The sequence below is a fragment of the Psychrobacter sp. ANT_H3 genome, from assembly GCF_027919975.1.
In the GTDB taxonomy this organism is placed as follows: domain Bacteria; phylum Pseudomonadota; class Gammaproteobacteria; order Pseudomonadales; family Moraxellaceae; genus Psychrobacter; species Psychrobacter maritimus.
In genome coordinates, this window is record NZ_JAQISM010000019.1 from 119093 (window position 1) to 143638 (window position 24546).

General features: G+C 41.8%; 23 protein-coding genes. 15 read left to right on the forward strand and 8 right to left on the reverse strand.

Going from position 1 to position 24546, the window contains the following annotated elements:
• Window positions 1–31: 31 nt before the first annotated feature.
• The 3 genes from PG901_RS10595 to PG901_RS10605 all read right to left on the reverse strand — a co-directional run bounded on the left by PG901_RS10595 (window position 32) and on the right by PG901_RS10605 (window position 4929).
• Window positions 32–1306 (reverse strand): cation:proton antiporter, encoded by a 1275-nt coding sequence (locus PG901_RS10595; protein ID WP_201562608.1) that lies wholly within the window; start codon window positions 1304–1306, stop codon window positions 32–34.
• 163 nt (window positions 1307–1469) lie between these two features.
• Entirely contained in the window at window positions 1470–3107 is a 1638-nt protein-coding gene (locus PG901_RS10600) for a DUF2254 domain-containing protein (protein WP_271134382.1), read from the reverse strand.
• A gap of 262 nt (window positions 3108–3369) precedes the next feature.
• Window positions 3370–4929, reverse strand: coding sequence for a YihY/virulence factor BrkB family protein (locus tag PG901_RS10605; RefSeq protein WP_271134383.1), 1560 nt, complete (start codon window positions 4927–4929; stop codon window positions 3370–3372).
• A gap of 418 nt (window positions 4930–5347) precedes the next feature.
• Between PG901_RS10605 and wrbA the strand changes: the two genes are divergently transcribed.
• Both wrbA and PG901_RS10615 read left to right on the forward strand, forming a co-directional pair.
• On the forward strand, window positions 5348–5965 hold the full coding sequence (gene wrbA, locus PG901_RS10610) for an NAD(P)H:quinone oxidoreductase (RefSeq protein ID WP_271134384.1): 618 nt from the start codon (window positions 5348–5350) through the stop codon (window positions 5963–5965).
• A 69-nt stretch (window positions 5966–6034) separates the two neighbouring features.
• Complete coding sequence (locus tag PG901_RS10615; protein WP_271134385.1) at window positions 6035–6532, forward strand: hypothetical protein; 498 nt, start codon at window positions 6035–6037, stop codon at window positions 6530–6532.
• Between the two features lie 121 nt (window positions 6533–6653).
• Here PG901_RS10615 and PG901_RS10620 read toward each other — a convergent pair whose 3' ends face one another.
• Window positions 6654–7424, reverse strand: a complete 771-nt coding sequence (locus PG901_RS10620) for a DUF3108 domain-containing protein (protein ID WP_201619969.1) — start codon at window positions 7422–7424, stop codon at window positions 6654–6656.
• A 603-nt stretch (window positions 7425–8027) separates the two neighbouring features.
• On the opposite strand from PG901_RS10620, the gene PG901_RS10625 reads away from it, so the two are divergent.
• The 3 genes from PG901_RS10625 (at window position 8028) to PG901_RS10635 (ending at window position 12247) form a co-directional block, all read left to right on the forward strand.
• Window positions 8028–8318, forward strand: a complete 291-nt coding sequence (locus PG901_RS10625) for a co-chaperone GroES (protein ID WP_010196840.1) — start codon at window positions 8028–8030, stop codon at window positions 8316–8318.
• A gap of 127 nt (window positions 8319–8445) precedes the next feature.
• A complete protein-coding gene (gene groL / locus PG901_RS10630; protein WP_271134386.1) occupies window positions 8446–10095 on the forward strand; it encodes a chaperonin GroEL in 1650 nt (549 codons plus the stop codon).
• Window positions 10096–10633: 538 nt separating this feature from the next.
• Window positions 10634–12247 (forward strand): glucosamine inositolphosphorylceramide transferase family protein, encoded by a 1614-nt coding sequence (locus tag PG901_RS10635; RefSeq protein ID WP_271134387.1) that lies wholly within the window; start codon window positions 10634–10636, stop codon window positions 12245–12247.
• A 121-nt stretch (window positions 12248–12368) separates the two neighbouring features.
• On the opposite strand, the gene yaaA is transcribed toward PG901_RS10635, so the two are convergent.
• Window positions 12369–13169, reverse strand: a complete 801-nt coding sequence (gene yaaA, locus PG901_RS10640; protein ID WP_271134388.1) for a peroxide stress protein YaaA — start codon at window positions 13167–13169, stop codon at window positions 12369–12371.
• A 500-nt stretch (window positions 13170–13669) separates the two neighbouring features.
• Here yaaA and PG901_RS10645 point away from each other — a divergent pair, with 500 nt between their 5' ends.
• The 7 genes from PG901_RS10645 (at window position 13670) to PG901_RS10675 (ending at window position 18744) form a co-directional block, all read left to right on the forward strand.
• Window positions 13670–14827, forward strand: a complete 1158-nt coding sequence (locus tag PG901_RS10645; RefSeq protein ID WP_271134389.1) for an NAD(P) transhydrogenase subunit alpha — start codon at window positions 13670–13672, stop codon at window positions 14825–14827.
• Between the two features lie 116 nt (window positions 14828–14943).
• Window positions 14944–15291, forward strand: coding sequence for a proton-translocating transhydrogenase family protein (locus tag PG901_RS10650; RefSeq protein WP_201625636.1), 348 nt, complete (start codon window positions 14944–14946; stop codon window positions 15289–15291).
• Window positions 15288–16685, forward strand: coding sequence for an NAD(P)(+) transhydrogenase (Re/Si-specific) subunit beta (locus PG901_RS10655; protein WP_372830299.1), 1398 nt, complete (start codon window positions 15288–15290; stop codon window positions 16683–16685). Before PG901_RS10650 ends, PG901_RS10655 begins: the two co-directional genes overlap by 4 nt.
• Window positions 16686–16839: 154 nt before the next feature.
• Complete coding sequence (locus tag PG901_RS10660) at window positions 16840–17379, forward strand: acyl-CoA thioesterase (protein ID WP_201630038.1); 540 nt, start codon at window positions 16840–16842, stop codon at window positions 17377–17379.
• Between the two features lie 174 nt (window positions 17380–17553).
• Window positions 17554–17763: a Fe-S cluster assembly protein IscX gene (iscX, locus tag PG901_RS10665; RefSeq protein ID WP_011279849.1), complete on the forward strand. Its 210-nt coding sequence runs from the start codon at window positions 17554–17556 to the stop codon at window positions 17761–17763.
• 77 nt (window positions 17764–17840) lie between these two features.
• Window positions 17841–18341, forward strand: coding sequence for a GyrI-like domain-containing protein (locus PG901_RS10670; RefSeq protein WP_201562586.1), 501 nt, complete (start codon window positions 17841–17843; stop codon window positions 18339–18341).
• Between the two features lie 187 nt (window positions 18342–18528).
• On the forward strand, window positions 18529–18744 hold the full coding sequence (locus PG901_RS10675; protein WP_201619975.1) for a hypothetical protein: 216 nt from the start codon (window positions 18529–18531) through the stop codon (window positions 18742–18744).
• 150 nt (window positions 18745–18894) lie between these two features.
• On the opposite strand, the gene dapE is transcribed toward PG901_RS10675, so the two are convergent.
• The 3 genes from dapE to PG901_RS10690 all read right to left on the reverse strand — a co-directional run bounded on the left by dapE (window position 18895) and on the right by PG901_RS10690 (window position 21479).
• The gene (dapE, locus tag PG901_RS10680; RefSeq protein ID WP_271134390.1) at window positions 18895–20094 is read right to left on the reverse strand and encodes a succinyl-diaminopimelate desuccinylase; all 1200 of its coding nucleotides are present in this window, start codon (window positions 20092–20094) and stop codon (window positions 18895–18897) included.
• A 107-nt stretch (window positions 20095–20201) separates the two neighbouring features.
• Window positions 20202–20666 (reverse strand): hypothetical protein, encoded by a 465-nt coding sequence (locus PG901_RS10685; RefSeq protein WP_271134391.1) that lies wholly within the window; start codon window positions 20664–20666, stop codon window positions 20202–20204.
• Between the two features lie 57 nt (window positions 20667–20723).
• Window positions 20724–21479: a 2OG-Fe(II) oxygenase gene (locus PG901_RS10690; protein ID WP_271134392.1), complete on the reverse strand. Its 756-nt coding sequence runs from the start codon at window positions 21477–21479 to the stop codon at window positions 20724–20726.
• Window positions 21480–21619: 140 nt separating this feature from the next.
• Here PG901_RS10690 and PG901_RS10695 point away from each other — a divergent pair, with 140 nt between their 5' ends.
• The 3 genes from PG901_RS10695 to PG901_RS10705 all read left to right on the forward strand — a co-directional run bounded on the left by PG901_RS10695 (window position 21620) and on the right by PG901_RS10705 (window position 24295).
• A complete protein-coding gene (locus PG901_RS10695; protein WP_201562574.1) occupies window positions 21620–22495 on the forward strand; it encodes a 23S rRNA (adenine(2030)-N(6))-methyltransferase RlmJ in 876 nt (291 codons plus the stop codon).
• Between the two features lie 10 nt (window positions 22496–22505).
• Complete coding sequence (gene pssA, locus PG901_RS10700; RefSeq protein ID WP_227671075.1) at window positions 22506–23453, forward strand: CDP-diacylglycerol--serine O-phosphatidyltransferase; 948 nt, start codon at window positions 22506–22508, stop codon at window positions 23451–23453.
• A 290-nt stretch (window positions 23454–23743) separates the two neighbouring features.
• Window positions 23744–24295, forward strand: a complete 552-nt coding sequence (locus tag PG901_RS10705; RefSeq protein WP_271134393.1) for a hypothetical protein — start codon at window positions 23744–23746, stop codon at window positions 24293–24295.
• The last annotated feature ends 251 nt before the right edge of the window (window positions 24296–24546 follow it).

The window sequence follows — 24546 nt, forward strand, 5'->3', positions numbered from 1 at the left end:
CTAAAACGCCTAAATCAATACTCTTTAAAGCCTATATTTCTGCTACTGGCTCATCAGTGCGAATACTTTTGGCGACTTTACCGACGCTCAAACCTTGCACCAAGATAGAGAATATCACCACCGCATAAGTCAGCGCCAATAAAATATCACGCTCGCTGCCTGCCGGCAGCTGCAAGACCAGAGCAACTGAGATACCGCCACGTAATCCGCCCCATGTCAGCACTTTCCACGCGCCTGTCGGTAAATCAAGCTGACGGTGAAAGGTTTTGGTGGTCATACCTACCACGATAAAGCGCGCAAGTAGAGCAATAACAATGGTCAAACCAGCGGCGATAAACAAATTGCCCGAATAAGCTATCATCACCACCTCTAAACCAATTAACACAAATAAAATAGCATTGAGAATCTCATCAATTAATTCCCAAAATAGGTCGATATAATGGCGCGTTTTATCGCTCATTGCCAGTGCCCGTCCGCGATTACCAACCATTAACCCCATCATTACCATCGCAAGTGGACCTGATAAATGCCAATGGCTGGCGAGTGCATAACCACCTATTACGCCTGCCAGCGTCAATAATACTTCCTCTTGATAACTATCGATGCTTTTTATTAAATAATATAATATGCCGCCGAGTATCAAACCAAAGACAATACCGCCACCGGCTTCAACGGCTAAGGTATGGGCGACATAATTGGCCGTTGGGATATCGCCGCTCGATAAAATACCGAGCAGCAGCACGAAAATAACCACGCCGATACCATCATTAAATAATGACTCACCAGCAATGACGGTTTCAATACTTTTTGGCGCGCCTGCCGATGCCAAAATACCCATGACGGCGATAGGATCGGTCGGTGATATCAAAGCACCAAATAGTAAGCACCACAAAAACGGCAGCCCAAAACCAAATAGCGGCAGCATAAAGTATAGCGCAGCGGCAATTAATAGCGCCGATACGATCGTGCCAATACAAGCAAGGATACCAATGGGCAATTTATAACGTTTTAAATCGCCAATATTGACGTGTAGCGCTCCGGCAAATAACAACATAGACAGCATGCCGTCTAATAAGACTTCGGTAAAATCAAGCTGCTCCAATAAACTCACTTCGTAATCAATCAGCTCATCAAAACCTAAAAAGCCCAAAAATATCGCACCGATAGATAGTAAAATGGAGATAACCATCACGCCAATAGTCGTTGGCAGACCGATAAATCGATGATTTACGTAAGTCAGTAAGGCGGTAATCGATAAAAAAATAGCGCTGATTTCTAGTATGGTCAAGCTGCTGGTAGGAGCCATAAAAAAGGTCTCAAATAATGATAAAAAATCGTCCTAAGATTAGAACTTATAAAGATTGACTGGGTTTTTATTTTAGTTATTTTCGCGCTTGCATGCTAGTTGTGAATAGCAAACTTATTTTTAGTAGTGCAACTTGTTTTAGTAGTGCAACTTGTTTTAGGGATTACCTTGATTGCGCTTGTAGCACTTTACGAATATGAGCATCAAACTTAGGGACATAAGCAAAGTATTGATGCTGGGCATCATCATCGAGAATAAATTGCTTAGCTTGTTGGCACATGGCGCTTAAGTCGTCGACCAATTCTTGATAGCTGAGATTGTCTTGTCCCGCACGTTCAATCAATGTCAGCTCATGTAGTAGCGTTTGCTGCTGGGCGTTATTAACTTTAGCATAATTGAGATCTACCAATGCCTGACAAAGCGCCTTTAATACCATCAAATCTGCGGTTGCGTAACGGCGTATCTCGCCAAGCGATGCATCGATAAAGTCGGATATTTTAGGGGTATGAGTCACAACGGCCAATATGGCGACGCGTGGTTTATTGTTTATGCTTTCAATATTGCTGTTGTCTGAGTTTGTTTTATCTGGTGCAGGTTTATTTGACGTTAATTGCTTTGACGTTGATTGATTTGAGGTCGAATTATCTGGGCTTGATGTATAGAAGTGATAGGGGCTCGGTGGCTGACGACGCATCATAATGCTTAAACAAGCGGTCAAAGACTGCACACAGTTGACCGCTGTTTTTGGATCATTAATCCCTGGTGAGAGGGCGCGTACAGCGATTTCAGTCATTTGTCCTAAGCTATAAGCGATATCGTTGGGGTGGCTTAAGCGTTGCTCAATACGTATACAGCCAGCAAAGCGTTGCCAGAACAGCCCATCAGGCGCACGCGGGACGATAGCCAGATTTGGCGTATTGGTTTGATGGCGATTGTCTGAATGGTCGGCTGGACGCTGATAAAAATAGCCAATAATATTTCTATCAGTGACAAAATCACCAAGATTGGTGTTCATGTGCACCACGCCGCCATAATCTTGGGTCAAGGTGATCAGTGACTCTAGATAAATTTGCTGCAAATAGCCTGAGCACGGTGGATAAATCGGCGTGGCAGGCCAAGTATGAAATTGTTCGACGTCATGATGTTTAACGTCACGTTGATGCTCAATATCGCAGCGGTCTTTATACCAGTAGTGAATATTTTTAATCGCCTCATTACTTGCGCCTTGAATCACATGCGATGCCTGAATCGCATGTACCATATGCTGCACGAAATACACCAATAATAACGCGCAAATAATCGCCATGATAATGGCAAAGGTTACCGCCAATTGCGGCACCCCAAAACCAACATCATATTTATGAATCGCTTTTAACACCAATAAACTATAGCTAAAAGTGCCAATAAACGCACCTAAGACAAACTGATTGGGGGTATCGGTCAAAAAATTACGTAGCAATCTGGGGCCAAATTGTGAAGACGCCATCGATAACACGGCAATCGTAATCGAAAAAGTAGTCCCAGCGACACCGAGTACGGCACCGGCAATGGTGGTCATAATAGCGCGGGCGGCATCGTCATCACCCGTAAAGGCAAAGGTAATTTCTCTGACCGTCTCGCGGTCGAAATGTTCATCAATCGTGACCAATATAGGCGCCAGTAAAATACCTACCACCACACAAGCAGTTGGAATAAACCAATAAGAGCCAATAAGTTGCTGCCATATATTTCTTAGGCGCTCAGGCAAATCGGTCAGCGTCTGTAGCGACCAGAGCTGGGTAAATTGCTTTAATCTATGCATGAGTGTAAGCCATGCAGATTTAAGCCAGCCATTCTCAGGGTGTTTATCCAATTTAATGCGCTCCACAAATGACCTAGAAATCGACCTAAGAATAATCCCATCGTTATTAACAAGTAGGGATTCTATTTGGCTAATAAAATCTCTTAAAAGTAAATTACCTTACCATATAAGCCATAAAGATTAAAAATTTAGTAAAAAATAAGCCCCTATATGTAGGGGCTTATTTATGTCTCATTACGGTTATAAGTAAAGTTATATTGAGCTAATTTGCTGTAGGATTATCCGCTTCAGTAATGATATCGCTTCTATTGGTAGCGTGCCTGCTGTCAGCATTCACTTTGTCACTATCAATATCAACATCTTTAGGAAGGATAATTTCATTATTATGCTCGTCATACTCTATGTCGCTGTCTTTATCATAAGCGACCGGCTCAAAACGTGGCGTGACGTCATTACTTCCTTTATTTTCCTGAGATAAGTGATTAGGATCAGCAGCGCTAGATTTTCGAAAGAGTTTAGAGCGCTCTTTTTTAGCTAAATCGGCTTCGTTTTCCGCTGATTTTTTTCGCGGTTCACTATGAGCAAAAATAGTATTTAACGGCATATTTAATTGCTGCTTGGCATAGGCTTCTGTATTTTCAAAGCGATTGACCAACAAGCTTAGCCACGGTTTTTGGTCTTCTGGGCTCATCTCATCAAGCTCATCTTTGATAGGCAAGGGATATGGTAGGGTGCGATAAAAGTCCCACAAAGTCATTTTGCTCAAATCTTTTTTCAGCACATAATCTTCTTCTTCCGTCATGGTAATCAAGTTGCTGTCTTGTAGATAATTAAGGTAGGTATACCATTTTGGCAGCTCTTTGCGCCCCAAGACATTGCGCAATGCTTGTTCGCTCACCGCTTCGCCTTTTAGATGGTGGGTATAAACGAGGTTTAACATATCGAGCAAGCTTAAGAGCGGGTGACGCGGATAGACCTCTTCGGTCTCAAAAATAGTCAAGGTATAGCTAATCTCAACACCCAATAAAATCAAATTCCACGACAGATATATCCATAATAAGAAAATTGGTAGTGCTGCAAACGCACCATAAATGACTTCATAGCTGGTAAAGTTTGCCATCACCGTACCAAAAAGATTCTTCATTAGCTCAAAGATAATGGCGACAAATACACCGGCAATGGCGGCATTTTTTGCAGGGACACGTGCTTTTGGAATAAACCAATACATACTGATAAAGCCGGCTACCGTGATGGTAAAGGAAACGACTTGTACCCAAAACGACCAATCGATACCATAACCAGCAATTTGTCGGTTTAAAAAACTTAGGCTTTGTACTGCGCTTGAAGCAAGAAATGCCGTACCCAGTACTAACGGTCCTAACGTGACGATGGTCCAATAGCGCAGCATACTTTTCATACCACCAGAGCGGTTTTCTACCCGCCATATTTGGTTAAAAGCGCGCTCAATGGTCGTCAAGGTCATGATGGTGGTAAAGAATAAAACCATCGCGCCGATAATGGTTAGATTTGACGATTGCTCAGCAAAGGTATTGATATATTTACTGACCTGTAAGCTCGATTGTGGCAGCAAATTGCTATAAATGACCTCATAAATCTGCGCTCTGACGGATGCCAAGGCTGGAACAGAGGATAAAATCATCAGGAGTACCGTTAGGATAGGTACAATGGATAATAAGGTCGTATAGGTCAGCGACGCGGCTTTTTGTTGGCAATTATCTTCAAAAAAATGCCGCGTCAAAAAACGCAGAAATTGAAACCAGCTTTGGTGTAAAAAAGGGATTTTTTTTAATAAGTTTTCCATGACGACCATTTAACGCGGATAAGAGTGCGAATAGTGTAGCAAAAATGGGCATTGAGAATCTGCCGCTTAATTGTGTCGAAATGCATTTAAGCGACTTTCATATCATTCTATAGTGGATTAAATATAAAAACGATGCAGTAGAACAGGGATGAATGTTTTGCAGCCTCTGTCTGCGTAGGCACAGCAAGCCAGAAAAATTCATCACTGTTCTCCGTCATAACCATAATCGATTCAATTAGTATGGATTATATATAACAGCACTTAAACTAGAGTGTTAAGTGCGCTTTGTTTGCATGTCAGTGAATGACTCGGGCATAATGTGCACATCTATTTATAATGGTTGTTGTCTGCCATATATAGTTGAAATAACACATAGCGCAAATAACAACGTCAATGATTTTAGAAGGAAGTTTTGCTAATGAGTCAGACCACCCCTTATGTTTTGGTGCTTTATTATTCAAATTATGGTACGACTAAGACATTAGCATATGCCATCGCCCAAGGTATTGAAGACGCTGGCATGACGGCGCGTATTCGTACGGTGCCGACAGTCGCGCCTGAAACCACGGCAAGTAAGCCTGCCATTCCTGATGAAGGCGACCTTTATTGCACCATGGAGGATTTAAAAGACTGTAGCGGTCTGGCGCTTGGTAGTCCGACGCACTTTGGTAATATGGCAGCACCCATGAAATATTTTTGGGACAATACCGTGACGCTTTGGCTAGCAGGCAATCTACAAAACAAACCAGCAGCCGTCTTTACCGCCACCGGTTCGATGCATGGCGGGCAAGAGACGACCTTGCTGACCATGATGATGCCGCTATTGCACCATGGCATGATGATTGTGGGCGTCCCTTATGCTGAGCCTGCCCTAAATCGTACCCGTGGCGGTGGCTCACCTTATGGCGCAAGCCATGTCAGCGGTGCTTTACATGATCAGCCTGTATCAGCAGATGAGCGTGAACTGGCGATTGCTCAAGGGCGTCGTTTGGCGATTACGGCTTCTGCCTTAGCCCAAGCCAATTGGAATCGTTAATTGCTGTCTAGTTAATTGACCTCTAACTATTGCTGCTTGCTGCTATCAATTAGGAAATAAATATCTCTCATGGCTAATAATCGCTCCAATCAGGACAATAACATTCAAACGCCTACAAAAAAAACACCTCAGGCTGCCAATGCTGTGAAGGCGCAAAAACCGATAACGCCTATTCGTCAGCGTTTGATGGTGACGTGGTTGGTATGGCTGGTTTTTAGATTATTGGCGCTGCCGATTTTAATCAGTGTCTTTAATCCCAGTAATCCAGATATTATCGGCGGTATTGCTTGGCAAGCGCTATGGTTGGTGCCGGCGTTTGTCTTGACGCCATCGGTATTACGTGGGCGTTCGCCTTATGCGCTATTAATAGGTAGTATGTTTACCTTGGTTTATCTCGGCGCGAGCGGTGTGGTGCTGTTTACGCGCATCTATGGCAGTAGTTGGGCTGAGATAGTGGTATATCTACTTGATTTTGTGCTATTGCTGGCAATCAACGTTTGGTTATTTATCCTACTAAAGCGCCTGCCATCAATGAATAATGTCGTTAAGCAACCACGTTCTCGCTAGATGAGTCTTGGCATCTTGTATTGTTGTAACCTATATTGATAGCAACATTGATAGCAAAAAAGCGGCACTCCATTTAGAGTGCCGCTTTTTTTACGTTAACTATTAATTAAGAAGTGATAGCTTAATTAACCTTGGTTAATTCTAAATCCATCTTTTTACCGTCGTTAATCTGGCTGACTTTAACCGGCAGATAATCTAAGCTTGGCGCCAACCAAAAACTGGTCGAGCGGCTGTTGTCATCATGGACACGGTCGACACGCACGGTGTCAAAGGTACCCGCTGGCACGGTAATTTTAGTATTACCTGATTTTTTAAACGGCGTTTTTTCTACTTTGTCTTTTTTCGCCATGTAATAGTTGCCAGAGAATTTACCATTTAACAAGTCTTGGCGAATTTGCACCTCAAGGCTCAAATCATCAAAGGCTTGCTGCGCCATATTCATGGTCGTTGATTTGCCGCGATAGTTACTCACTACCTTTTTACTGCTTGGATTAAAGTCCAGTTTATGGGTACGACCAACACCCAATAGCTTATAAGTAGTGCTTGCTTGGGTTGGAACGACATTATTGCCGTTAATGCTAAAGGTACTATCTTGCGCGGCACTTGCGACACCGGCTACCCGGGCATTGACGTTATATTTCCACGTATTACCGGCTTTATTTAACGTACGCGTAGCTGTCCCTTTGTATTTGTCTTCAACAGTAAAGCTGTAATTGGCGCTTGATGGTTCAATGTTTTTGGCGCTGGCAAGGGTAGGTGCGGTCATACTTAAAGCTCCAATTGCAGCAATGCTCGCCCCAGTGGTTAAGGCGGTAAAAAATTTAGATGGGCTGCGTTTCGGGTTATTAGAATCGGTTGCTAGGGATTGTTTATTGTTTAATAAAAAACTCATGGATATTCCTTAATTTGGTTTCAGGCTGTGTTATCAGCTTTTATTTATAAATATTGTCTTTTGTTTGACTGTTAGCTTTTATTTATAGGTCTTGTTATGTGCTCAGTCTTATATATGGTCATACTCTGTTACATTTTCAAGGGCAGCGACAGAATCAAGCGTTTGGCTAATGTAGTTAATGTTGCTGGTTTTGCTAAATAAAACAGGCGCAGTAACTTGCTGTAATCCTAGTAAGACGGCGTAAATGTAATAGATAGCAATAACCAAAATGCACTCACGTCTCACCGCTTGCATTTACAGCCACTATTCGATAGTAAATCCGATGTTTTTGAGCAATGCTGAGGCCTTTAATAGCGTGCAATTCAATCAAATGATTTTTTTAAAACATCATTACTGACTGAATAAGCGACAATGTGCAAAATTCTTGTAAATTTTTGGTCTTTACACTTGAACCGAACTCACCTTGCCCCCACTTTTTGATACAAGCTCAAAGCTTATCTTAAAGATGCTGTTTTTAAGCAGACATTCTGATAGAACTTGGTATTGAGATCATTAATTCAAATAAACCCTTACTTTTAATAACCAAATTTTGGAGTCATATCGATGAACATTCGTCCTTTACATGACCGTATTGTCGTCCGCCGTATAGAAGAAGAAACAAAAACTGCGGGTGGTATCTTACTTCCTGGTTCTGCTCAAGAAAAACCTTCACAAGGTGAAGTGCTAGCAACCGGTAACGGTCAGATTCGTGACAACGGTGAAACTCGCGCGTTAGATGTAAAAGCTGGCGATAAAGTCTTGTTCGGTCAATATGCTGGTCAAACGGTAAAAGTTGACGGCGAAGAGCTATTGATTATGAAAGAATCTGATGTATTGGGTGTGCTAGAAGGCTAATTGTCCACAAGGCAATTTTAGCTAATTATTTTTAGCTGACACCATTTATACCTCAAGAGCATTTATAAAAAATTTCTTTGAAACATTTAATTGCATTCTCATACTTATAATAGTGGAGTAATTTAACATGGCAAAAGACGTAAAATTCGGCATTGATGCCCGTAAACAAATGATGGACGGCGTAAACGTTCTAGCAAATGCGGTAAAAGTAACCTTAGGCCCTAAAGGTCGTAACGTGGTTATCGATAAATCATTTGGCGCACCTACCATCACTAAAGATGGTGTTTCAGTTGCCAAAGAAATCGAGCTTGAAAACAAATTTGAAAACATGGGCGCGCAATTGGTTCGTGAAGTTGCTAGCCGTACCAACGATGTTGCTGGTGATGGTACAACGACTGCTACTGTATTGGCTCAGTCAATCTTGCAAGAAGGCATGAAATCTGTTGCCGCTGGCATGAACCCAATGGATCTAAAACGCGGTATCGATAAAGCAGTACGCGCTGCTGTTGAGCAAATCCATTTGCTATCAACGCCAGCTGATGATTCAAAAGCGATTGCCCAAGTTGGTTCTATCTCTGCGAACTCAGACACCAAAATTGGCGAACTGATTGCACAAGCGATGGAAAGAGTCGGTAAGCAAGGCGTTATCACTGTTGAAGAAGGTTCAAGTTTTGAAGATACCTTGGAAGTTGTTGAAGGTATGCAGTTTGACCGTGGTTATATCAGCCCGTACTTTGCTAATAAGCAAGACAGCTTAACCGCAGAATTCGAAAACCCATATATCTTGCTTGTTGATAAAAAAATCAGTAATATCCGTGAAATCGTGCCATTACTTGAGCAAGTGATGCAGCAAAGCAAACCGTTGCTAATCATTGCTGAAGACGTTGAAAACGAAGCATTGGCAACATTAGTTGTAAACAACATGCGTGGCGGCTTAAAAACTTGTGCGGTTAAAGCACCAGGTTTTGGCGATCGTCGTAAAGCCATGCTAGAAGATATTGCAACACTAACTGGCGGTACGGTTATCTCTGAAGAGATTGGCCTAAGCCTAGAAACTGCGACCCTTGAGCAATTGGGTACAGCCAAGAAAGTCACTGTCGGTAAAGAAAACACCGTTATCGTTGATGGCGCTGGTAACAAAGCTGACATCGAAAACCGTGTTGAATCTATCAGACGTCAAGCTGAAGAATCAACGTCTGACTATGATAAAGAGAAGCTTCAAGAGCGTATGGCGAAACTTGCTGGCGGCGTTGCCGTTATCAAAGTTGGCGCGGCGACTGAAACTGAAATGAAAGAGAAGAAAGACCGTGTTGATGATGCGCTACATGCGACTCGTGCAGCGGTTGAAGAAGGCGTTGTCCCTGGTGGCGGTGTTGCCCTAGTTCGTGCGATGAATGCATTGTCTGAGCTACGTGGCGATAACGATGACCAAAACGCTGGTATCAATATCTTACGTCGCGCAATGGAAGCCCCATTACGTCAAATCGTCACCAACTCTGGCGAAGAAGCCTCAGTTGTGGTTAACGAAGTGAAGAGCGGTAGCGGTAACTACGGTTACAACGCAGCTTCTGGCGAATACGGCGACATGCTAGAGATGGGTATCCTTGATCCAGCGAAAGTTGCTCGTTCAGCACTAGAAAACGCCGCTTCTGTAGCAGGCCTCATGCTTACTACTGAAGTCATGATTACTGATTTACCGCAAGGTGATGATGGTATGGCTGGCATGGGCGGTGCTGGTGGCATGGGCGGTATGGGTGGAATGGGCGGCATGATGTAATTTATGCCTCGACTAAATTTGTATGATGTTATTGACCTCGGTTGCTTTAATTGAATAACCGTACTTTTTTAGTCAATCTATAAGATACTTCTCGCCAGAAGTGTAAGTATTTCTGTAAAAGTGTTTGAACTACCGAAAGCTCTGTTGTCGTTAAGATAGCAGGGCTTTTTTGTGTCTGGTTGTAGTAGCCTAATTAATTTAGATAATAGGCTATAAATGGATTGAGATATCCCAAGTTGATAGTGCCGAGTAAGGATTTACAGTTATGGTAAATATTGAACTGTTATCTAGGTTGAGTCGCTTCTATTAACCTCATAATCTTTAACGTATGTTATATCGTTTAAAAATTAAAAGACTATTAGAGTAGAGTAAATCTATTCGAAAATTATATAAGTTTTTAAGTATATAAAATTTCTTTAACTATATGCTAGTATTAGAATATAGGTTAAATGGACTTAAAATTTATTCAAGGGAATAGTTGGGCATGTGCTGTAGGTTAATAGCTACAACAGCTTGTGTGCAATTTAAGGCGATAAAGATGAAAAAAACTAGGCTTGGAATTCTAATAGAAGATGAAACATTAGCATGGCACATGTTTGAACCATTAAAACTTCTAGTTGATGAGGGTATCGTTGAGGTTTGTATCGCTGTTCGACGAAGTGTAAAACCAAAATCTATCATATCTAATGTAACAGAGGTTATTCCATTTATTAATCAACGAATATTCTCTTTCCTTTCTCGTACTAAAAGTGATGTTAAGGGTTATTCTATCCATGATTTGGTAGCTAACGGCAAGATACCTATCATTATATCAACACCAAAACAGTATCAGTCTACTGACGAGATTGAAGACTCAGTTATTGAGAAACTTGGAGCAGCAGATCTAGATTACCTTCTTAATATTGGTTTCCAGAACTTAACTGAGAAAGTCTTAGGTATTACAAAAAAAGGTATTCTTTCTTTTCATTATGGTGACGAAACCATAAAACGAGGTGAACCAGCATTGTATTGGCAGTTTGCCGAACGATGGGATCATAGCGTAGTTAGTCTACACCTATTAAGTGATTCCCTTGATGGTGACAAAGTTGTGGGGAGAGGTTATTGTACTTTGTTCTATTTGAACTATAACTTAACTGAGCATAAATTAAATGGGGTTCTAGCATCAATATTGTATTGTTATTTCCATAACAATAATATTGGAGTCGAGAGTGAAAAATTTGCTGATTCAATTGACGACTGTACAAACTATAAGACCACTAAATATTTAACTGCTATAAGGCATTTGACGGGTTATTTAAAGTATTATGCTGTGGAAATATTTTATAAAATTTCTTATCTAAGTCAATGGAGTATTTTTATTGGCTCTGTTGATCAATCAATACAAACATATACGGAGCTATTACCTGAAAAAGGATGCTTTTGGGCGGATCCTTTTTATATTGAACAAGACTCAAGGCGCTATATATTCTTTGAAAGCTTAAATTACAAAGAAAATATAGGTCGTATAGAATGGGTAGAACTGAATGAAAGCAATCAAGTTATTGATTCGGGACCGACAAATTTAGGTATTAGCGTTCATTTGAGCTTTCCTAATGTATTTAAGTACAACAATGTAATATATATGATTCCAGAAGCTGCAGAGACCAATTGCATTAACCTATTGAAAGCGACAAACTTTCCTCACAAGTGGGAGAAGGTTCATAAGTTGGTTGTTGGGGTGAAAGCATTAGATAGTGCAGTTATTAAACACAATGGACTATGGTATCTTTTCACGACTCATGGTTCACTATCAGAAATTACAGCGGGTTTAGAGTTGCAGATTTATATTTCTGACAAGTTAATGTCGGATGATTGGACACTCCATCCGCTTGCACCTATCAAGATTGATGTACGTGGATCACGATTAGCAGGAGCACTATTTCGGAAAAATGGTCAGTTGTTTCGTACTGCCCAGGACTGTACAATTAGGTACGGACGTAGGATAGCTTTATACTTAGTAGAAGATTTGACGCCGATATCCTATAAAGAAACCTTTGTGCGTTATATTGAACCCAATTGGGCAACTGATATCGATCGTCTCCATACTTATAATATCTATGATCAAACTGTCGTACTTGATGTTTCAAGAGATAGGTTTCGCTTTACCGTATAGTTATTAAGAAATCTTATGGCAGCTGTGATAATTCTTTGTCAAAAAACCCCGATAAGCCAAAGCCTATGAGCCTATGAGCCTATCGGGGTTTTTTTATGCAAATTAGATATTGTTTTAAAAACTACTGACTTGCTTCCTCCCGTCTAAACGTCCACGTTTTATCATCAGACAACTCATCGACATAATAATAGCCCGCCAAATCAAACTGCTTTAATTGTTCCGCATTGGTCAATTTATTATCAGCAGCATATTTCACCATCAGTCCACGGGCCTTTTTGGCATAAAAGCTAATCACTTTATATTGACCATTTTTCTCATCTTCAAATCGTGGTGTGATAATTTCAGCATTTAGCGCTTTCTTTTTTATTACCTTAAAATACTCATTAGAAGCAAGGTTAACCAAGACTTTATCATCACTATCCGCCATGCGTGCATTGATAGTGTCTGTCACTGCCTCGCCCCAAAATTCATAGAGATTATCTCCGCGCTCATTTTTTAGCTTGGTGCCCATCTCTAGGCGATAGGGTTGGATTAAATCGAGCGGTTTTAGCACGCCATAAAGCCCTGACAAAATACCCAAATGTTCATTGACGTAAATAGCGGTTTCTTTGTCCATGTGATACATATCAAGACCGCTATAAACATCACCATCGAATAAATAGCCCGCCGGTTTGGCGTTGTCATCCGTAAAGGGTTCATTCTCACTCCAAGCCCAGTCTTGATTACGCTTAGCATTCAGCTGCGCCAAATCGTCAGAGATGCTCATCAGCTCTTGCAAATCAATCGGCTCTTTTGCTTTTAAGTTTTTCATTAGCACTTGCGAGTGCTCAATCAGCTCGGGCTGACTATAGTAATTGCCAAGATTGACTGGTACTGCATCTTTCTCATTAAGAGATTTAGCAGGGGAAAGTAAAAAATACATGGTTATTCCTTATTTATAATGAGTTAAAGGGCGTTCTAATTAAGTGTCAAGTTTTCTTATTATACGGTAGACAGTATTTTATCTTGACTTAGTCGTAGCTGTTTTGTATTTTTAAGCGTCATCGTAGACATATGTCAAATATTAAAACAATTTATGCGTTGGCTCAGAGCTAATAGCTTACAGGCTTTGCGCGCTTTTGGAAAAAATAAAAGTTTTTAATATAACAATAAAAGTTATGATGATGGTGTAAATGCCTAACTTTTTATTTTACTTGTGGGTCATCATTAGACAATGAAAGTTAGCAGACGATATCTCTATAATAAAAAGGCATGATGGCAAAGGCGTCATCATTTATTAAATTGATAATCTTTGGTCTTAAGTGTTAAACCAACCATGACCAAAGATTTTTTGTCCCCTGTGCTTTTTAAATGTGCGTTGAGGGTGTTAAAAGGTAGTCATTAGACGTGAGTATAGTCATTAGACGTAAGTAAGGAGACGGTATGAGAATCGGTGTTATTAGTGCAGATAGCGCAAGTGAAAGTCGGGTAGCGCTAACCCCTGACGCGGTAAAAAAATTACGTAAGCTAGGGTTTGAAGTCGTCATTCAGTCAGGTGCAGGTCAAGCAGCATATTATGCTGATGAGCTGTATCAAGCGGCGGGTGCTGACATTGCCAATAGTAGTACCGAGGTCGTTAACCAGTCTCAAATTATTACCACGGTCAACGACTTGCCAGCGGCGGTAACTGAGCATTTAACGGCCGGTCAAGTGGTTATCGGGATGCTGGACCCATATCGCAATAGCCAGCTAGATACTTATGCGGCAAAAGGCGCGACTGCCTTTGCGATGGAGTTATTGCCACGTACTTTGTCACGCGCACAAAATATGGACGTTTTGTCCTCGCAAGCCAACCTTGCCGGTTATAAAGCAGTATTGCTAGCCGCCAACGAATATTCGCGTCCGTTCCCAATGTTTATGACCTCAGCTGGTACGGTTAAACCTGCCAAAGTGGTCATCTTAGGTGTCGGCGTTGCAGGCTTGCAAGCGATTGCAACGGCTAAGCGTTTAGGCGCTGTCGTTGAAGCAAGTGATTTACGTCCGACCGCTCGTGAGCAAGTAGAATCCTTAGGTGGTAAGTGGCTTGATGTGCCGATGAGTGCAGAGGAAGCAGAAACAGCTAAGTCTACAGGTGGTTATGCGTGGACACCATCAGAGCAATACGTCAAAGATCAAGCAGCAGTGGTTGACAAGGCATTAAGCAATGCTGATATCGTTATCACCACAGCGCAAATTCCTGGTCGTAACGCACCGCGTTTGGTGCACGGGGCGACGCTTGCCAAAATGAAAGCAGGCTCAGTGCTGATTGATATGGCAGCTGGTACCGGTGGTAACGTCGAAGGCAGTGTGCCAGATGAAACCATTACCACGGCAAATGGCGTGCGTATCGTTGGTGCGGCCAATATTCCATCGCAACTGGCAGCGCAGTCTTCAGACTTATATGCCAATAACCTTGTCAATTTTATCACCACTTTAATTGCTCCTGCAGCTACAGACGACGCTTCAGTAAATACACTGGCACTAAATTTAGATATGAATGATGAGATTCAAGGGGCGTTAGCAGTGACACATGACAAGCAAGTACGCCTTGCTAAACGCTAAGCCTTGAACATCAAGTCTCGACTACCTCATTACCCTACATTTGCCAGACACGAACAAAATTTTAGGAGGATTAGATGATTGCCACTATTTTAGCTGCAGCGCCAGCCGGTGCGGCCATGAGTAGCACACCGTTTGTAGCGATTTTTACCGTATTTGTGCTCGCTATTTTTGTCGGATACTACGTCGTTTGGGGCGTTACCCCTGCATTACATACACCATTGATGGCGGTCACCAACGCTTTATCAAGTATTGTCATCGTCGGTGCGATGCTACAGACCGTTACTATCGATGGTTCGATGTTTACGCCGACCAGTTTGCTAGGTGCCTTTGCGGTATTTTTAGCCAGTATCAATATCTTCGGTGGTTTTGCTGTGACGGAACGTATGCTTGCAATGTTTAAACCTAAAGTAAAGAAAGCAGCCGCTCTTGAAACTGGGACGACTGAAAGTGGAGGCGATGCATGAGCGATTTAACAAATATGATTGCAGCAAATGCAGATTGGTTCTACTTAATCGGTGCCATTCTTTTTGTCTTAACCTTACGTGGTTTATCTAGTCCAAAAACCGCTATTCGCGGTAACCGCTTTGGTATGGTGGCGATGGCGATTGCGGTAGCAACGACATTCTTCTTAGCGGAAGGCCCTGTGCTATGGTTAATCATCGGTGCGATGGTATTAGGTGCTATCGTCGGTATGTGGAAAGCAAAAACCGTCGCCATGACCCAAATGCCAGAAACCGTGGCTTTGATGCATTCATTTGTTGGTTTGGCAGCGGTAGCGATTGCCTTAGCAACGGTACTGCATACTGAACAACAGCATGGCGCGGTTGCTCGTGTTGAATTGTTTATCGGTTGCTTTATCGGTGCGATTACTTTTTCAGCGTCTGTTTTTGCCTTTGGTAAACTGGCTGCGAAAAGCTGGGCGAAGACCTTGGTTGGTAGCTGGGTCAAACCGGTACAGGCGCTGTTATTTATTGCCATGATTGGTTTTGGTATCGTCTACTTTATGACCGATTCGTTGCCAGCATTTTATGCAATGGCAGTGATAGCAGTCATCTTTGGTTGGATGTGGATTGCCCCAATCGGTGGCGGCGATATGCCAGTGGTTGTGTCACTATTGAACTCATTCTCAGGTTGGGCGGCAGCCGGTATTGGTTTTACCCTTGGCAACTCGATGCTCATTATCGCAGGTTCGCTCGTCGGTTCATCAGGTGCGATTTTATCTTATATCATGTGTAAAGCCATGAACCGCTCATTGCTTAATGTCTTGTTTGGCGGTATGGGTACGACAGCTGCTGCTGCAGGCGGCGATGATGGCGCACCAAAGAACTACAAAGCAGGCTCAGCAGAAGATGCAGGCTTTCTTATGGCCAATGCCAGTAGTGTGGTCATTGTACCGGGTTACGGTATGGCGCAGGGCCGTGCACAAAACGCGGTCAAAGAATTATACGAGCTATTAAAAGACGAAGGCGTTAATGTGCGTTTTGCCATTCATCCAGTTGCTGGTCGTATGCCAGGACACATGAACGTACTCTTGGCGGAAGCCGATGTACCGTATGATGATATTCTTGAGATGGATGAGATTAACTCCGATTTCGCCAGTACCGATGTGGTCTTAGTGATTGGTGCCAATGACGTCGTCAATCCATCTGCAAAAGATGATCCATCGTCGCCAATCTTTGGTATGCCGATTCTAGATGTTACCAAAGCGCAAACCGTAATGGTCATCAAGCGTTCGATGAATACTGGTTATGCAGGTCTTGATAACAGCTTGTTCTATATGGACAAAACCATGATGATTTTTGGCGATGCTAAGAAAATGGTTGAAGAGATGGTGCGTAGTATCAATGGTGCGCATTAATTTTTAAAGTCGGTTTTTAGATATAAATTACTAAATCTAAGCTTTGCCATAAAAAAGTCACTGAGGTGGCTTTTTTTGCGTTAAGGTAGCCAGTATTTATATTCAACTATATGCAATCATGATTAATAAATAATAATAGTGAAGAGATTTCCTTATGAACATGTTGATACGTTTTTTTATTATGGTCAGCTTATTAAAGCAGCAGCTTAAACAGCAAGCGGTTAGCGAAAATTTAAGTGTCGAAACTTTGTCCGCACCAATTGTGCGCCACTATCGAGTATTGCCACATGACATGGGCTTTCGTGATCATCTGCCCAATTATCGCTACTTATCTTTTATAGAGTTAAATATCACTAAATGGCTGATGGCGTGCTGTCATCAAAAGGATATTAAAAATCTCGGCTGGATTATTGCCATGCAAGAAATGGTCTATCTGAAAGAGATTAAATTTCTGAGTAAGATGACGGTAAATAGTACGCTTGTCGGTTGGGATAAAAAATACGTCTATTTTGAAACGCGCTTCTTTGTAAAAAGTCAGTTGATGGGCGTTGGTATGACCAAGTTTGTATTGACCAATAAAAAAGGTAAGTGTGCGCCAGAGGTATTGGATATGACAGGTGAGCAGACAAATGAGGTCATTGATTCTTGGAATCAGCATCAAGTAGCGATTAAATCTTCTGAATTTGCTAAATAGAGAAAATAAGCTAAATCAACAAAGGCTCTATAACGAACTTGTCTATAATCAGCTGGCGAATTTTGCTACGATAGGGCTTATGAAATGGTCAAGAAAATCGTCAAGCAAATAATCAGCTTAAATGACCCTCAATTCGATGACATTTATAAAATAATGATAAGTTAAGGAGCTACTATGACCCCGCAGAAATTAAAATGGACAGACAGCTTAGATATCGCGATCGAGCTTTATGAGAAATTCCCAGAAACCGACCCACAGTATATTCGCTTTACTGACTTGCATCGCTGGGTGACTGAGCTTGAAGGCTTTGATGATGACCCGCAGCGCTCAAATGAAGGTATCTTAGAAGCCATTCAGATGAACTGGATTGATGAAGCAGATTAGATGCACACTGCAACGTTAATCTTATTAAATATTTTTTTAAACACAAAACAGCATCAATATATAGGATAGGCCGCATTATGACATCAGAAATCAAAGAGCTACCCGAAGCGATAGCGTGCAAAGGCATTAGCGTTCGCACTACCAATAATGCTGAAATTAGCCACGAAACAGCCAAGTTAGGTCGCTTATGGCAAAAGTTTTATCAAAATCATGCGGGCAATCTTCCTGAAGGCGAAGATATTTACGGTATCTATCATAACTATGAGAGCGATGACTTGGTCGGTGCTTTTGATGTTGTGGCCGGTTGGAAAGTAGATAGCGAGCAAGAACAGTCAGATAATAGCGCTAGTGCTAAGAATGGCACTCTAGTCAGCGTAGATATTCCTGCAGGTAAGTATTTGGTATTTTCTGAAGAAGGCAGAATGCCCAACACCGTGATGAACGCTTGGGAGAAGGCGTGGACCTATTTTAATGACCGAAGCTGTGAGCATGTACGAACGTACAATGTTGATTTTGAGCATTATATCGGTGGCAACTTAGAGTATGGGCAAGTAGATCTCTATATTGGTATTGAGTAAAGCCTGAAAGTAAAAACATTAAGGCGATAGTTTTTATAATGCTGATTGCTGTCGCCGCTGTTTACTTAAGAATGAGTTTACCAAAATTATACTAATAATCTATTTCGTTGCCGTATATTGAGCTCTCTTATTTCACGATTGGAAAATTTCCATCAATTCCCTCTAGCCTTATATTAAGGGATATAAAATGAGCGACGACCCAGTTTTTTCTACTTATGAGTTGGGCATCATACAAAATTCCTTGCGAAAAAGAATGGCGATGATAGAAGAGTTTAGAACAGATGTGGTAACGCCGGACTTAGAAAGAGCAATAGAAATGAGCCAGCAAATCGAGGTATTTAAGCAGGAAGTACAGCATATTCAAGATAAAATCAGAAGTATGATTGAAAAGAGAGTTGAATAAAGCAAAATCTAAATGACTACTGCCGATTTATTGATTACTTAGCTAAGACTCTAAGCTATTACGCGGTTTAATGTTTATTTAGTTAAAAATCATAATAAAAAAGCGCCAAATCTAACTCGGATGGCGCTTTTTTGTTTTTATCACTTATGATTAATCCAACAACAAATTCTCTAAAATCCCTTCATAAATCTGTGCCAATTTCCCCAAGTCATCTATTTCTACTTTTTCATCGACCTGATGAATCGTGGCATTACGCACGCCAAGCTCAACCACTTGCGCACCTGTTGGCGCGATAAAGCGTCCATCTGAGGTGCCGCCTGATGTAGATAACGTGGTATCAACATCGGTTACAGATTTAATCGCTTGCTGGCAGGCTGATACGAGTTTGCCTTCAGGGGTTAAAAATGGCTGACCGGATAATTTCCAATGAATATCATAACTGGCTTTGCTGTTCTCAAAATATTTATCAAAGATAGCATGGGTTTTTGCTTTTAGCTCATCTGCGTTTGTTTCTGTAGAAAAGCGGAAATTAAAGACAACCTTTAGCGTTTCAGGAATGACGTTGGTCGCGCCCGTACCGCCATTGATATTAGAGATTTGCAGGGAAGTCGCAGGGAAGTAGTCATTACCATTATCCCAAGTCGCTGCTGTCAGATCCGCTAAAGCTGCCATCGTTGCATGTATCGGATTGCAAGCTAAATGCGGGTAGGCAACATGACCTTGTTTACCAGTGACGGTAAGCTCTGCACCCAATGAGCCGCGGCGACCATTTTTAATGATATCGCCAAGGGTGTCGGTACTTGATGGCTCACCAACGAGGCAATAGGTGATTTTCTCATTTCGTGCCTCCAAGGTTTCAATGACTTTAACCGTGCCATTGATGGACGGACCTTCTTCATCTGAGGTGATTAAAAAAGCAATAGAGCCATTGTGCTCAGGATGATTGGCGACAAAACGCTCGGCGGCAACGGTAAAGGCTGCAATACCGGTTTTCATGTCAGCTGCACCGCGCGCCCATAAATAACCATCGGCAATGGTTGGCGTAAATGGCGGATAGGTCCAATTGTTCTCATCGCCCGTTGGTACAACGTCGGTATGACCAGCAAAACAAATAACGGGATCAGTGGTGCCACGGCGCGCCCAAAGGTTTTTGACTTCCGCTTGTTCGCCTTTTGCCTGTCTATCACCGTAATACATAAACTCACAGTTAAACCCTGCTTGTTGCAGGCGCTCTGATAGTATATCTTGGCAGCCATCATCATCTGGTGTGACCGAAGGACGCTCAAGTAGGGCGATACTCAATTCTAAAGTTTGTTGTTGATGGGTTTTACTATTATTTTCTAAACTCATGACAGTCCTAGATAAGTTGATTTACTATTTCTTGTGATAACATCTGGCTTATTTTTATAAGATTTATCTAATGCTGATGTTTATCAACTCTGATGCTCAAAATAACTTTAGTTTTTATCCAAGTAAATTTTCTCATAATCGCCGTAATATATTGCTAGATACTCTGTAATGCACTTTTCGGCTGGCGTATTACTATAATTTTTAACTTTGTCACGGTTGTAAGCGCGCACATAGCCACCTGCAGAAATGACATCACCCATTTTATAACTTGTTCCTAATAGTTTTAAAGTCTTATTCTGACTATCAAAAGTTGCATGTCCTTCGGGAAATACAGGTGTCATCCATCTGCTTCCATCAAATGCAAGTAGACACCCATCTTCATATTTGAATTCAGTAGTAATAGCGGTCGGATTAATTATTAGAGGTTTTTCAGGAGTGGATTTTGGCAAATAATAGGTAAAAAATAACTCATTGTGTTGTTGAGTAGCGGCTTGATGATTAAGCGTCTCGCAGCTCACAATTAGAGGGAACATAACAAGTAAGAGTAAGCTTCTAAATAAGGTTTTATGCATTGTCATTATCCTTAATTAACAAGACTTATTTAAAGTAAAAGTAATAGCTGATGAATGTTAAATATTATCTTCAACAAAAGGCACCAGACCATCACGGCGCATCCAAGTCGCGATAGAATAACGCTGACGATGAGCAATTTGCACCTGATGTTGTAGGTCACTATCAAATATGACCAGTCGATTGGCAACAGGCATGACATTATGATGAATGCCATGCTTATCGACAATTTCTAAAGCGCCACCGTCACTATCGCTCCAATCATCATTAAGATAAAGCACCGCCGAGATAACGCGCTCATCACGCCCAGCCGGATTGTCGCTATGCCATTGATAGCCAAAACCCACCGGATAACAAGCGTAATGTGCTTCACTATGGCGAATACCAGCAAACAAGCTTTGATTGAATAAAGCAGCAAGCGCATTGATACTTTGCAGATAATAATATCCGGCAAAGAAGTTTTCCGTAATCCAGCGGATGCGGTCACCGCGAATATCGCTGACCCGAATGCCAGCCGTCAACTCTGCGTCACGATACTCAATAAAACCGCTCTCGGATTGCAAGGCTAATAGTGCTTTATTCTCAAACACCCCGTCAATAATCATCCAACCATCATCTACAAACTTATCCAACTGTTCATCGGTCAGCTTATTTTGCCAATCGATATCAAAGTCGGATAACGCTAATACGTGCTGAGTCGGCGGCTTTTGGTTATCGTCGCCATTATGCGCAAACAGTAATGGTGGATTATCCTGTCCAATCGGATTATCGACGACTAGCTTTGTCACCTCAAGATTGCTAATAATCTGCGTCATTTTGTCTCGCCGTTATCAATAAACATGCCATTCGCTGTCAATACACAGCCAATCCATGCCTTTTTACCAAAACCATCGTTATCTTTTACCCTGTCTATGCTACCATAGATGCAATTTTTCTTATTTAAACTTTTGATCTTATGAATTATAAACACGCCTATCACGCTGGTAACTTTGCCGATGTCGTTAAACACATTTTATTGGTACAACTACTGAATCAATTGGGGCAAAAAAACAAACCTTTTTATGTGCTGGATGCTTATGGCGGTCGTGGACTGTATTCGCTCGGCAGTGAAGAGGCGCGCAAAACAGGTGAAGCCAAAGGTGGTATCCAGGCCTTAGTAAAAGCTGATGTCGAAAAAGCACCGACGGCAGTCAAAGACTATATGGAAGGCATTAAGCAAGCCCGTTTCACTTATGACAAAAAAGTTTATCCCGGCTCGCCGTGGTGGATTGCCCATCATGTTGAAAAAAATCCTGATGCGGGCGTACGCGGTGAAGCGTTTGAAGCCAAAGCCAGCGAATATGATGCCTTAAATTATCAGCTGCATAAATTGCCGATTGGTATTCATCATCGCAATGCCTTTGAAGGTATCGCTGCCGTTATTCCGCCAAAAGAGAAGCGCGGTCTGATTTTCCTTGATCCTCCTTACGAGCAAGAGCATAAAGACTTTACCCGTCTGATTAATCTATTGGTCGCCTCTTATGAGAAATGGCCACAAGGCACTTATGCGTTATGGTATCCGATTAAAAATATCGAAGCGGTTGAGCTGTTCTATAAAAAGCTTAAGCGTACTGAGATGAGACGTCAATTGGTCTGCGAGCTCAATATCTATCCTAATGATATCGCTGTCGGTCTGAACGGTACAGGTCTACTGGTTATCAATCCGCCTTGGCAGTTTGACAATCATGCGCGTGAGATATTACGTTTCTTACAGCCGGTATTAAAAGTTGAAGATGCGCCAGACTTGTCTGCAGACAGTGCCACCAATGTGCGCTGGCTGGTTGGCGAATAAGGATATCGTTATGACGACTGATCAATCATCAAGTAGCATTGCAAAGGATGGCCTTGCCAAGAGCAGTCTAGTAACTGATAAAGTTATGAATGACGGTTTGGTAAAAGAGCCACTATTACAAGATAGCGCCGCCACTCAGCCGCCTTTTGTCGATGAGCATGAGTTCAATATTCGTCTCGCGGATAATGACAATTATGATGGCTTAACCTTTGAGGTGATTGAAGCAGAAGTTGCAGAAGGCAAGCGCGTGGTCAGTCGCGGTGTGTATTTAGCGCCCAATCTCATCACAACCTTATCGTTACTATCGGGTTTTTATTCTATTTTAGCCAGTACCCAAGGCGAGTTTTATAAAGCATCACTGGCGATTTTCTTATCCGCCATTCTTGATGGCGCTGACGGGCGGGTCGCGCGTATGCTGAATGCGCAAAGCCCTTTTGGCGAGCAGTATGATTCACTTGCCGATATGCTGGCCTTTGGCGTTGCACCTGCCATTTTGATTTATAGCTTTGCTTTAGAACCTTTAGGTCGTGTCGGGTTAGGGTGTGCGTTTGTCTTTACTGCCTGTGCCGCTTTCCGCCTCGCGCGTTTTAACGTTCAAGTTGGCATTGTCGATAAAAAATACTTTGTCGGTTTGGCAAGTCCGCTTGCCGCTATCTTGGTTACGGCGGCGGTGATGGTTGCGGTCGATCATAACGAATGGATCGGACAATACGATACTGCCGTCATGTTCTTATTTGCCGCGTGGGTCGTTATCTGTGGTTTATTGATGGTCAGTAACGTCAAATATTATAGCTTTAAAGAGTTCGACAAGAAGAAAGTACCTTTTGTGGTGCTTATCATTGGCGTATTGGTCATGAGTATCATCTTATATGATATCCCTGTGGGCATCTTAGCCATTGGTATCATCTATGCGTTATCAGGTATCTTTACTACGCTAAAAAGCAAAGCCACCAGTTAACGCTATGATTGCTTTATAGTAGATGTTAGCTTAAGACATGCACATACGAACCGCTTATTTTTTAATAGGCGGTTTTTATTTGCGTGCTAGGGTGGTGAGTTGCATACCAATATACGGCTCTAATAGAGATAATCATAACAACTGAGATGGTTATAATAAAAAGACACAAATAACACATGGTTGGAGTTATTATTAAATAATTTTAATATGTTATTGTATGGTATAGCTATATAAACATTATATGACTAGCCTTTTTATAACGCTATTTGATAATAAACGTCGAGGTTATTATGCTGCACTTAAATAGTTTTAATCATCTATTGCCGGTCTCAAATACCTCAACACACTTGATAAGAGGTTTGATAGCGAGTGCTTTATTTTCATTATCATTGGTTCCGGCCTCTTCACATGCCAATACTAGCAACTCAATAAGTCCCATATCTCGGGCTGAAGCTGCAAATCCAGCCAACTTTAAGCATTTAAGCGTTAATGGCCGCGCAGTGACTTATGCATCAGCGCCGTGTCCTATTAAAACAGGGCTGATCTCTTGTGGTCTTGAAAAGCTCAAACTCATCAATAGCAGTATTAATGAGGTGTCTGCGGATTATGATTTGGCGCAAACTTTCTTCTATCCATCAAAAGCCCAGCCCAAGACAGCCGTTGTTGTCATTACCCGTTCAGGTCTCATGGATGATAGTGTTAGCGCAGAACGTTATCGTATTAGCTTTACCTTAAAAGGTACGCCATCTGAATTAAGTTGGCATTGGGTTCAGTATGGTGTGCAATATCAATGCGTTCGCGGTACCAAAGCAGGGAAATGGACGAAGAATCTTTGCCCTTAATAGCGTCTTGGATTGAGAGATAGATTTAGCATTATCAAAAAATCAGAAATAAACCACTATTCCCCCTTGACCCTCACATCAAAGCGCGTATAATGCCACCCAGTCGCAAGGGAAGGCGGATTGGGAAGTGGATTACCACTGATTAACAATAGCGGGTTTTAACCAAGCTACTACTTAATCATCCAACCGAGCAAATTCATTTTAGATTAACCTAGTTTAAAATAAAATAATTTACTTCTTGACTTAACAAA

Coding starts and splice junctions, on each gene's coding strand:
- PG901_RS10620 (WP_201619969.1), bottom strand. CDS start 7,424: ATGAGTTTTTTATTAAACAATAAACAATCCCTAGCAACCGATTCTAAT.
- dapE (WP_271134390.1), bottom strand. CDS start 20,094: ATGAGTTTAGAAAATAATAGTAAAACCCATCAACAACAAACTTTAGAA.
- PG901_RS10675 (WP_201619975.1), top strand. CDS start 18,529: ATGAGCGACGACCCAGTTTTTTCTACTTATGAGTTGGGCATCATACAA.
- PG901_RS10705 (WP_271134393.1), top strand. CDS start 23,744: ATGCTGCACTTAAATAGTTTTAATCATCTATTGCCGGTCTCAAATACC.
- PG901_RS10660 (WP_201630038.1), top strand. CDS start 16,840: ATGAACATGTTGATACGTTTTTTTATTATGGTCAGCTTATTAAAGCAG.
- PG901_RS10695 (WP_201562574.1), top strand. CDS start 21,620: ATGAATTATAAACACGCCTATCACGCTGGTAACTTTGCCGATGTCGTT.
- yaaA (WP_271134388.1), bottom strand. CDS start 13,169: ATGTATTTTTTACTTTCCCCTGCTAAATCTCTTAATGAGAAAGATGCA.
- PG901_RS10625 (WP_010196840.1), top strand. CDS start 8,028: ATGAACATTCGTCCTTTACATGACCGTATTGTCGTCCGCCGTATAGAA.
- PG901_RS10605 (WP_271134383.1), bottom strand. CDS start 4,929: ATGGAAAACTTATTAAAAAAAATCCCTTTTTTACACCAAAGCTGGTTT.
- PG901_RS10655 (WP_372830299.1), top strand. CDS start 15,288: ATGAGCGATTTAACAAATATGATTGCAGCAAATGCAGATTGGTTCTAC.
- PG901_RS10600 (WP_271134382.1), bottom strand. CDS start 3,107: ATGCATAGATTAAAGCAATTTACCCAGCTCTGGTCGCTACAGACGCTG.
- PG901_RS10670 (WP_201562586.1), top strand. CDS start 17,841: ATGACATCAGAAATCAAAGAGCTACCCGAAGCGATAGCGTGCAAAGGC.
- PG901_RS10650 (WP_201625636.1), top strand. CDS start 14,944: ATGAGTAGCACACCGTTTGTAGCGATTTTTACCGTATTTGTGCTCGCT.
- wrbA (WP_271134384.1), top strand. CDS start 5,348: ATGAGTCAGACCACCCCTTATGTTTTGGTGCTTTATTATTCAAATTAT.
- PG901_RS10635 (WP_271134387.1), top strand. CDS start 10,634: ATGAAAAAAACTAGGCTTGGAATTCTAATAGAAGATGAAACATTAGCA.
- PG901_RS10615 (WP_271134385.1), top strand. CDS start 6,035: ATGGCTAATAATCGCTCCAATCAGGACAATAACATTCAAACGCCTACA.
- PG901_RS10685 (WP_271134391.1), bottom strand. CDS start 20,666: ATGCATAAAACCTTATTTAGAAGCTTACTCTTACTTGTTATGTTCCCT.
- PG901_RS10595 (WP_201562608.1), bottom strand. CDS start 1,306: ATGGCTCCTACCAGCAGCTTGACCATACTAGAAATCAGCGCTATTTTT.
- groL (WP_271134386.1), top strand. CDS start 8,446: ATGGCAAAAGACGTAAAATTCGGCATTGATGCCCGTAAACAAATGATG.
- pssA (WP_227671075.1), top strand. CDS start 22,506: ATGACGACTGATCAATCATCAAGTAGCATTGCAAAGGATGGCCTTGCC.
- iscX (WP_011279849.1), top strand. CDS start 17,554: ATGACCCCGCAGAAATTAAAATGGACAGACAGCTTAGATATCGCGATC.
- PG901_RS10645 (WP_271134389.1), top strand. CDS start 13,670: ATGAGAATCGGTGTTATTAGTGCAGATAGCGCAAGTGAAAGTCGGGTA.
- PG901_RS10690 (WP_271134392.1), bottom strand. CDS start 21,479: ATGACGCAGATTATTAGCAATCTTGAGGTGACAAAGCTAGTCGTCGAT.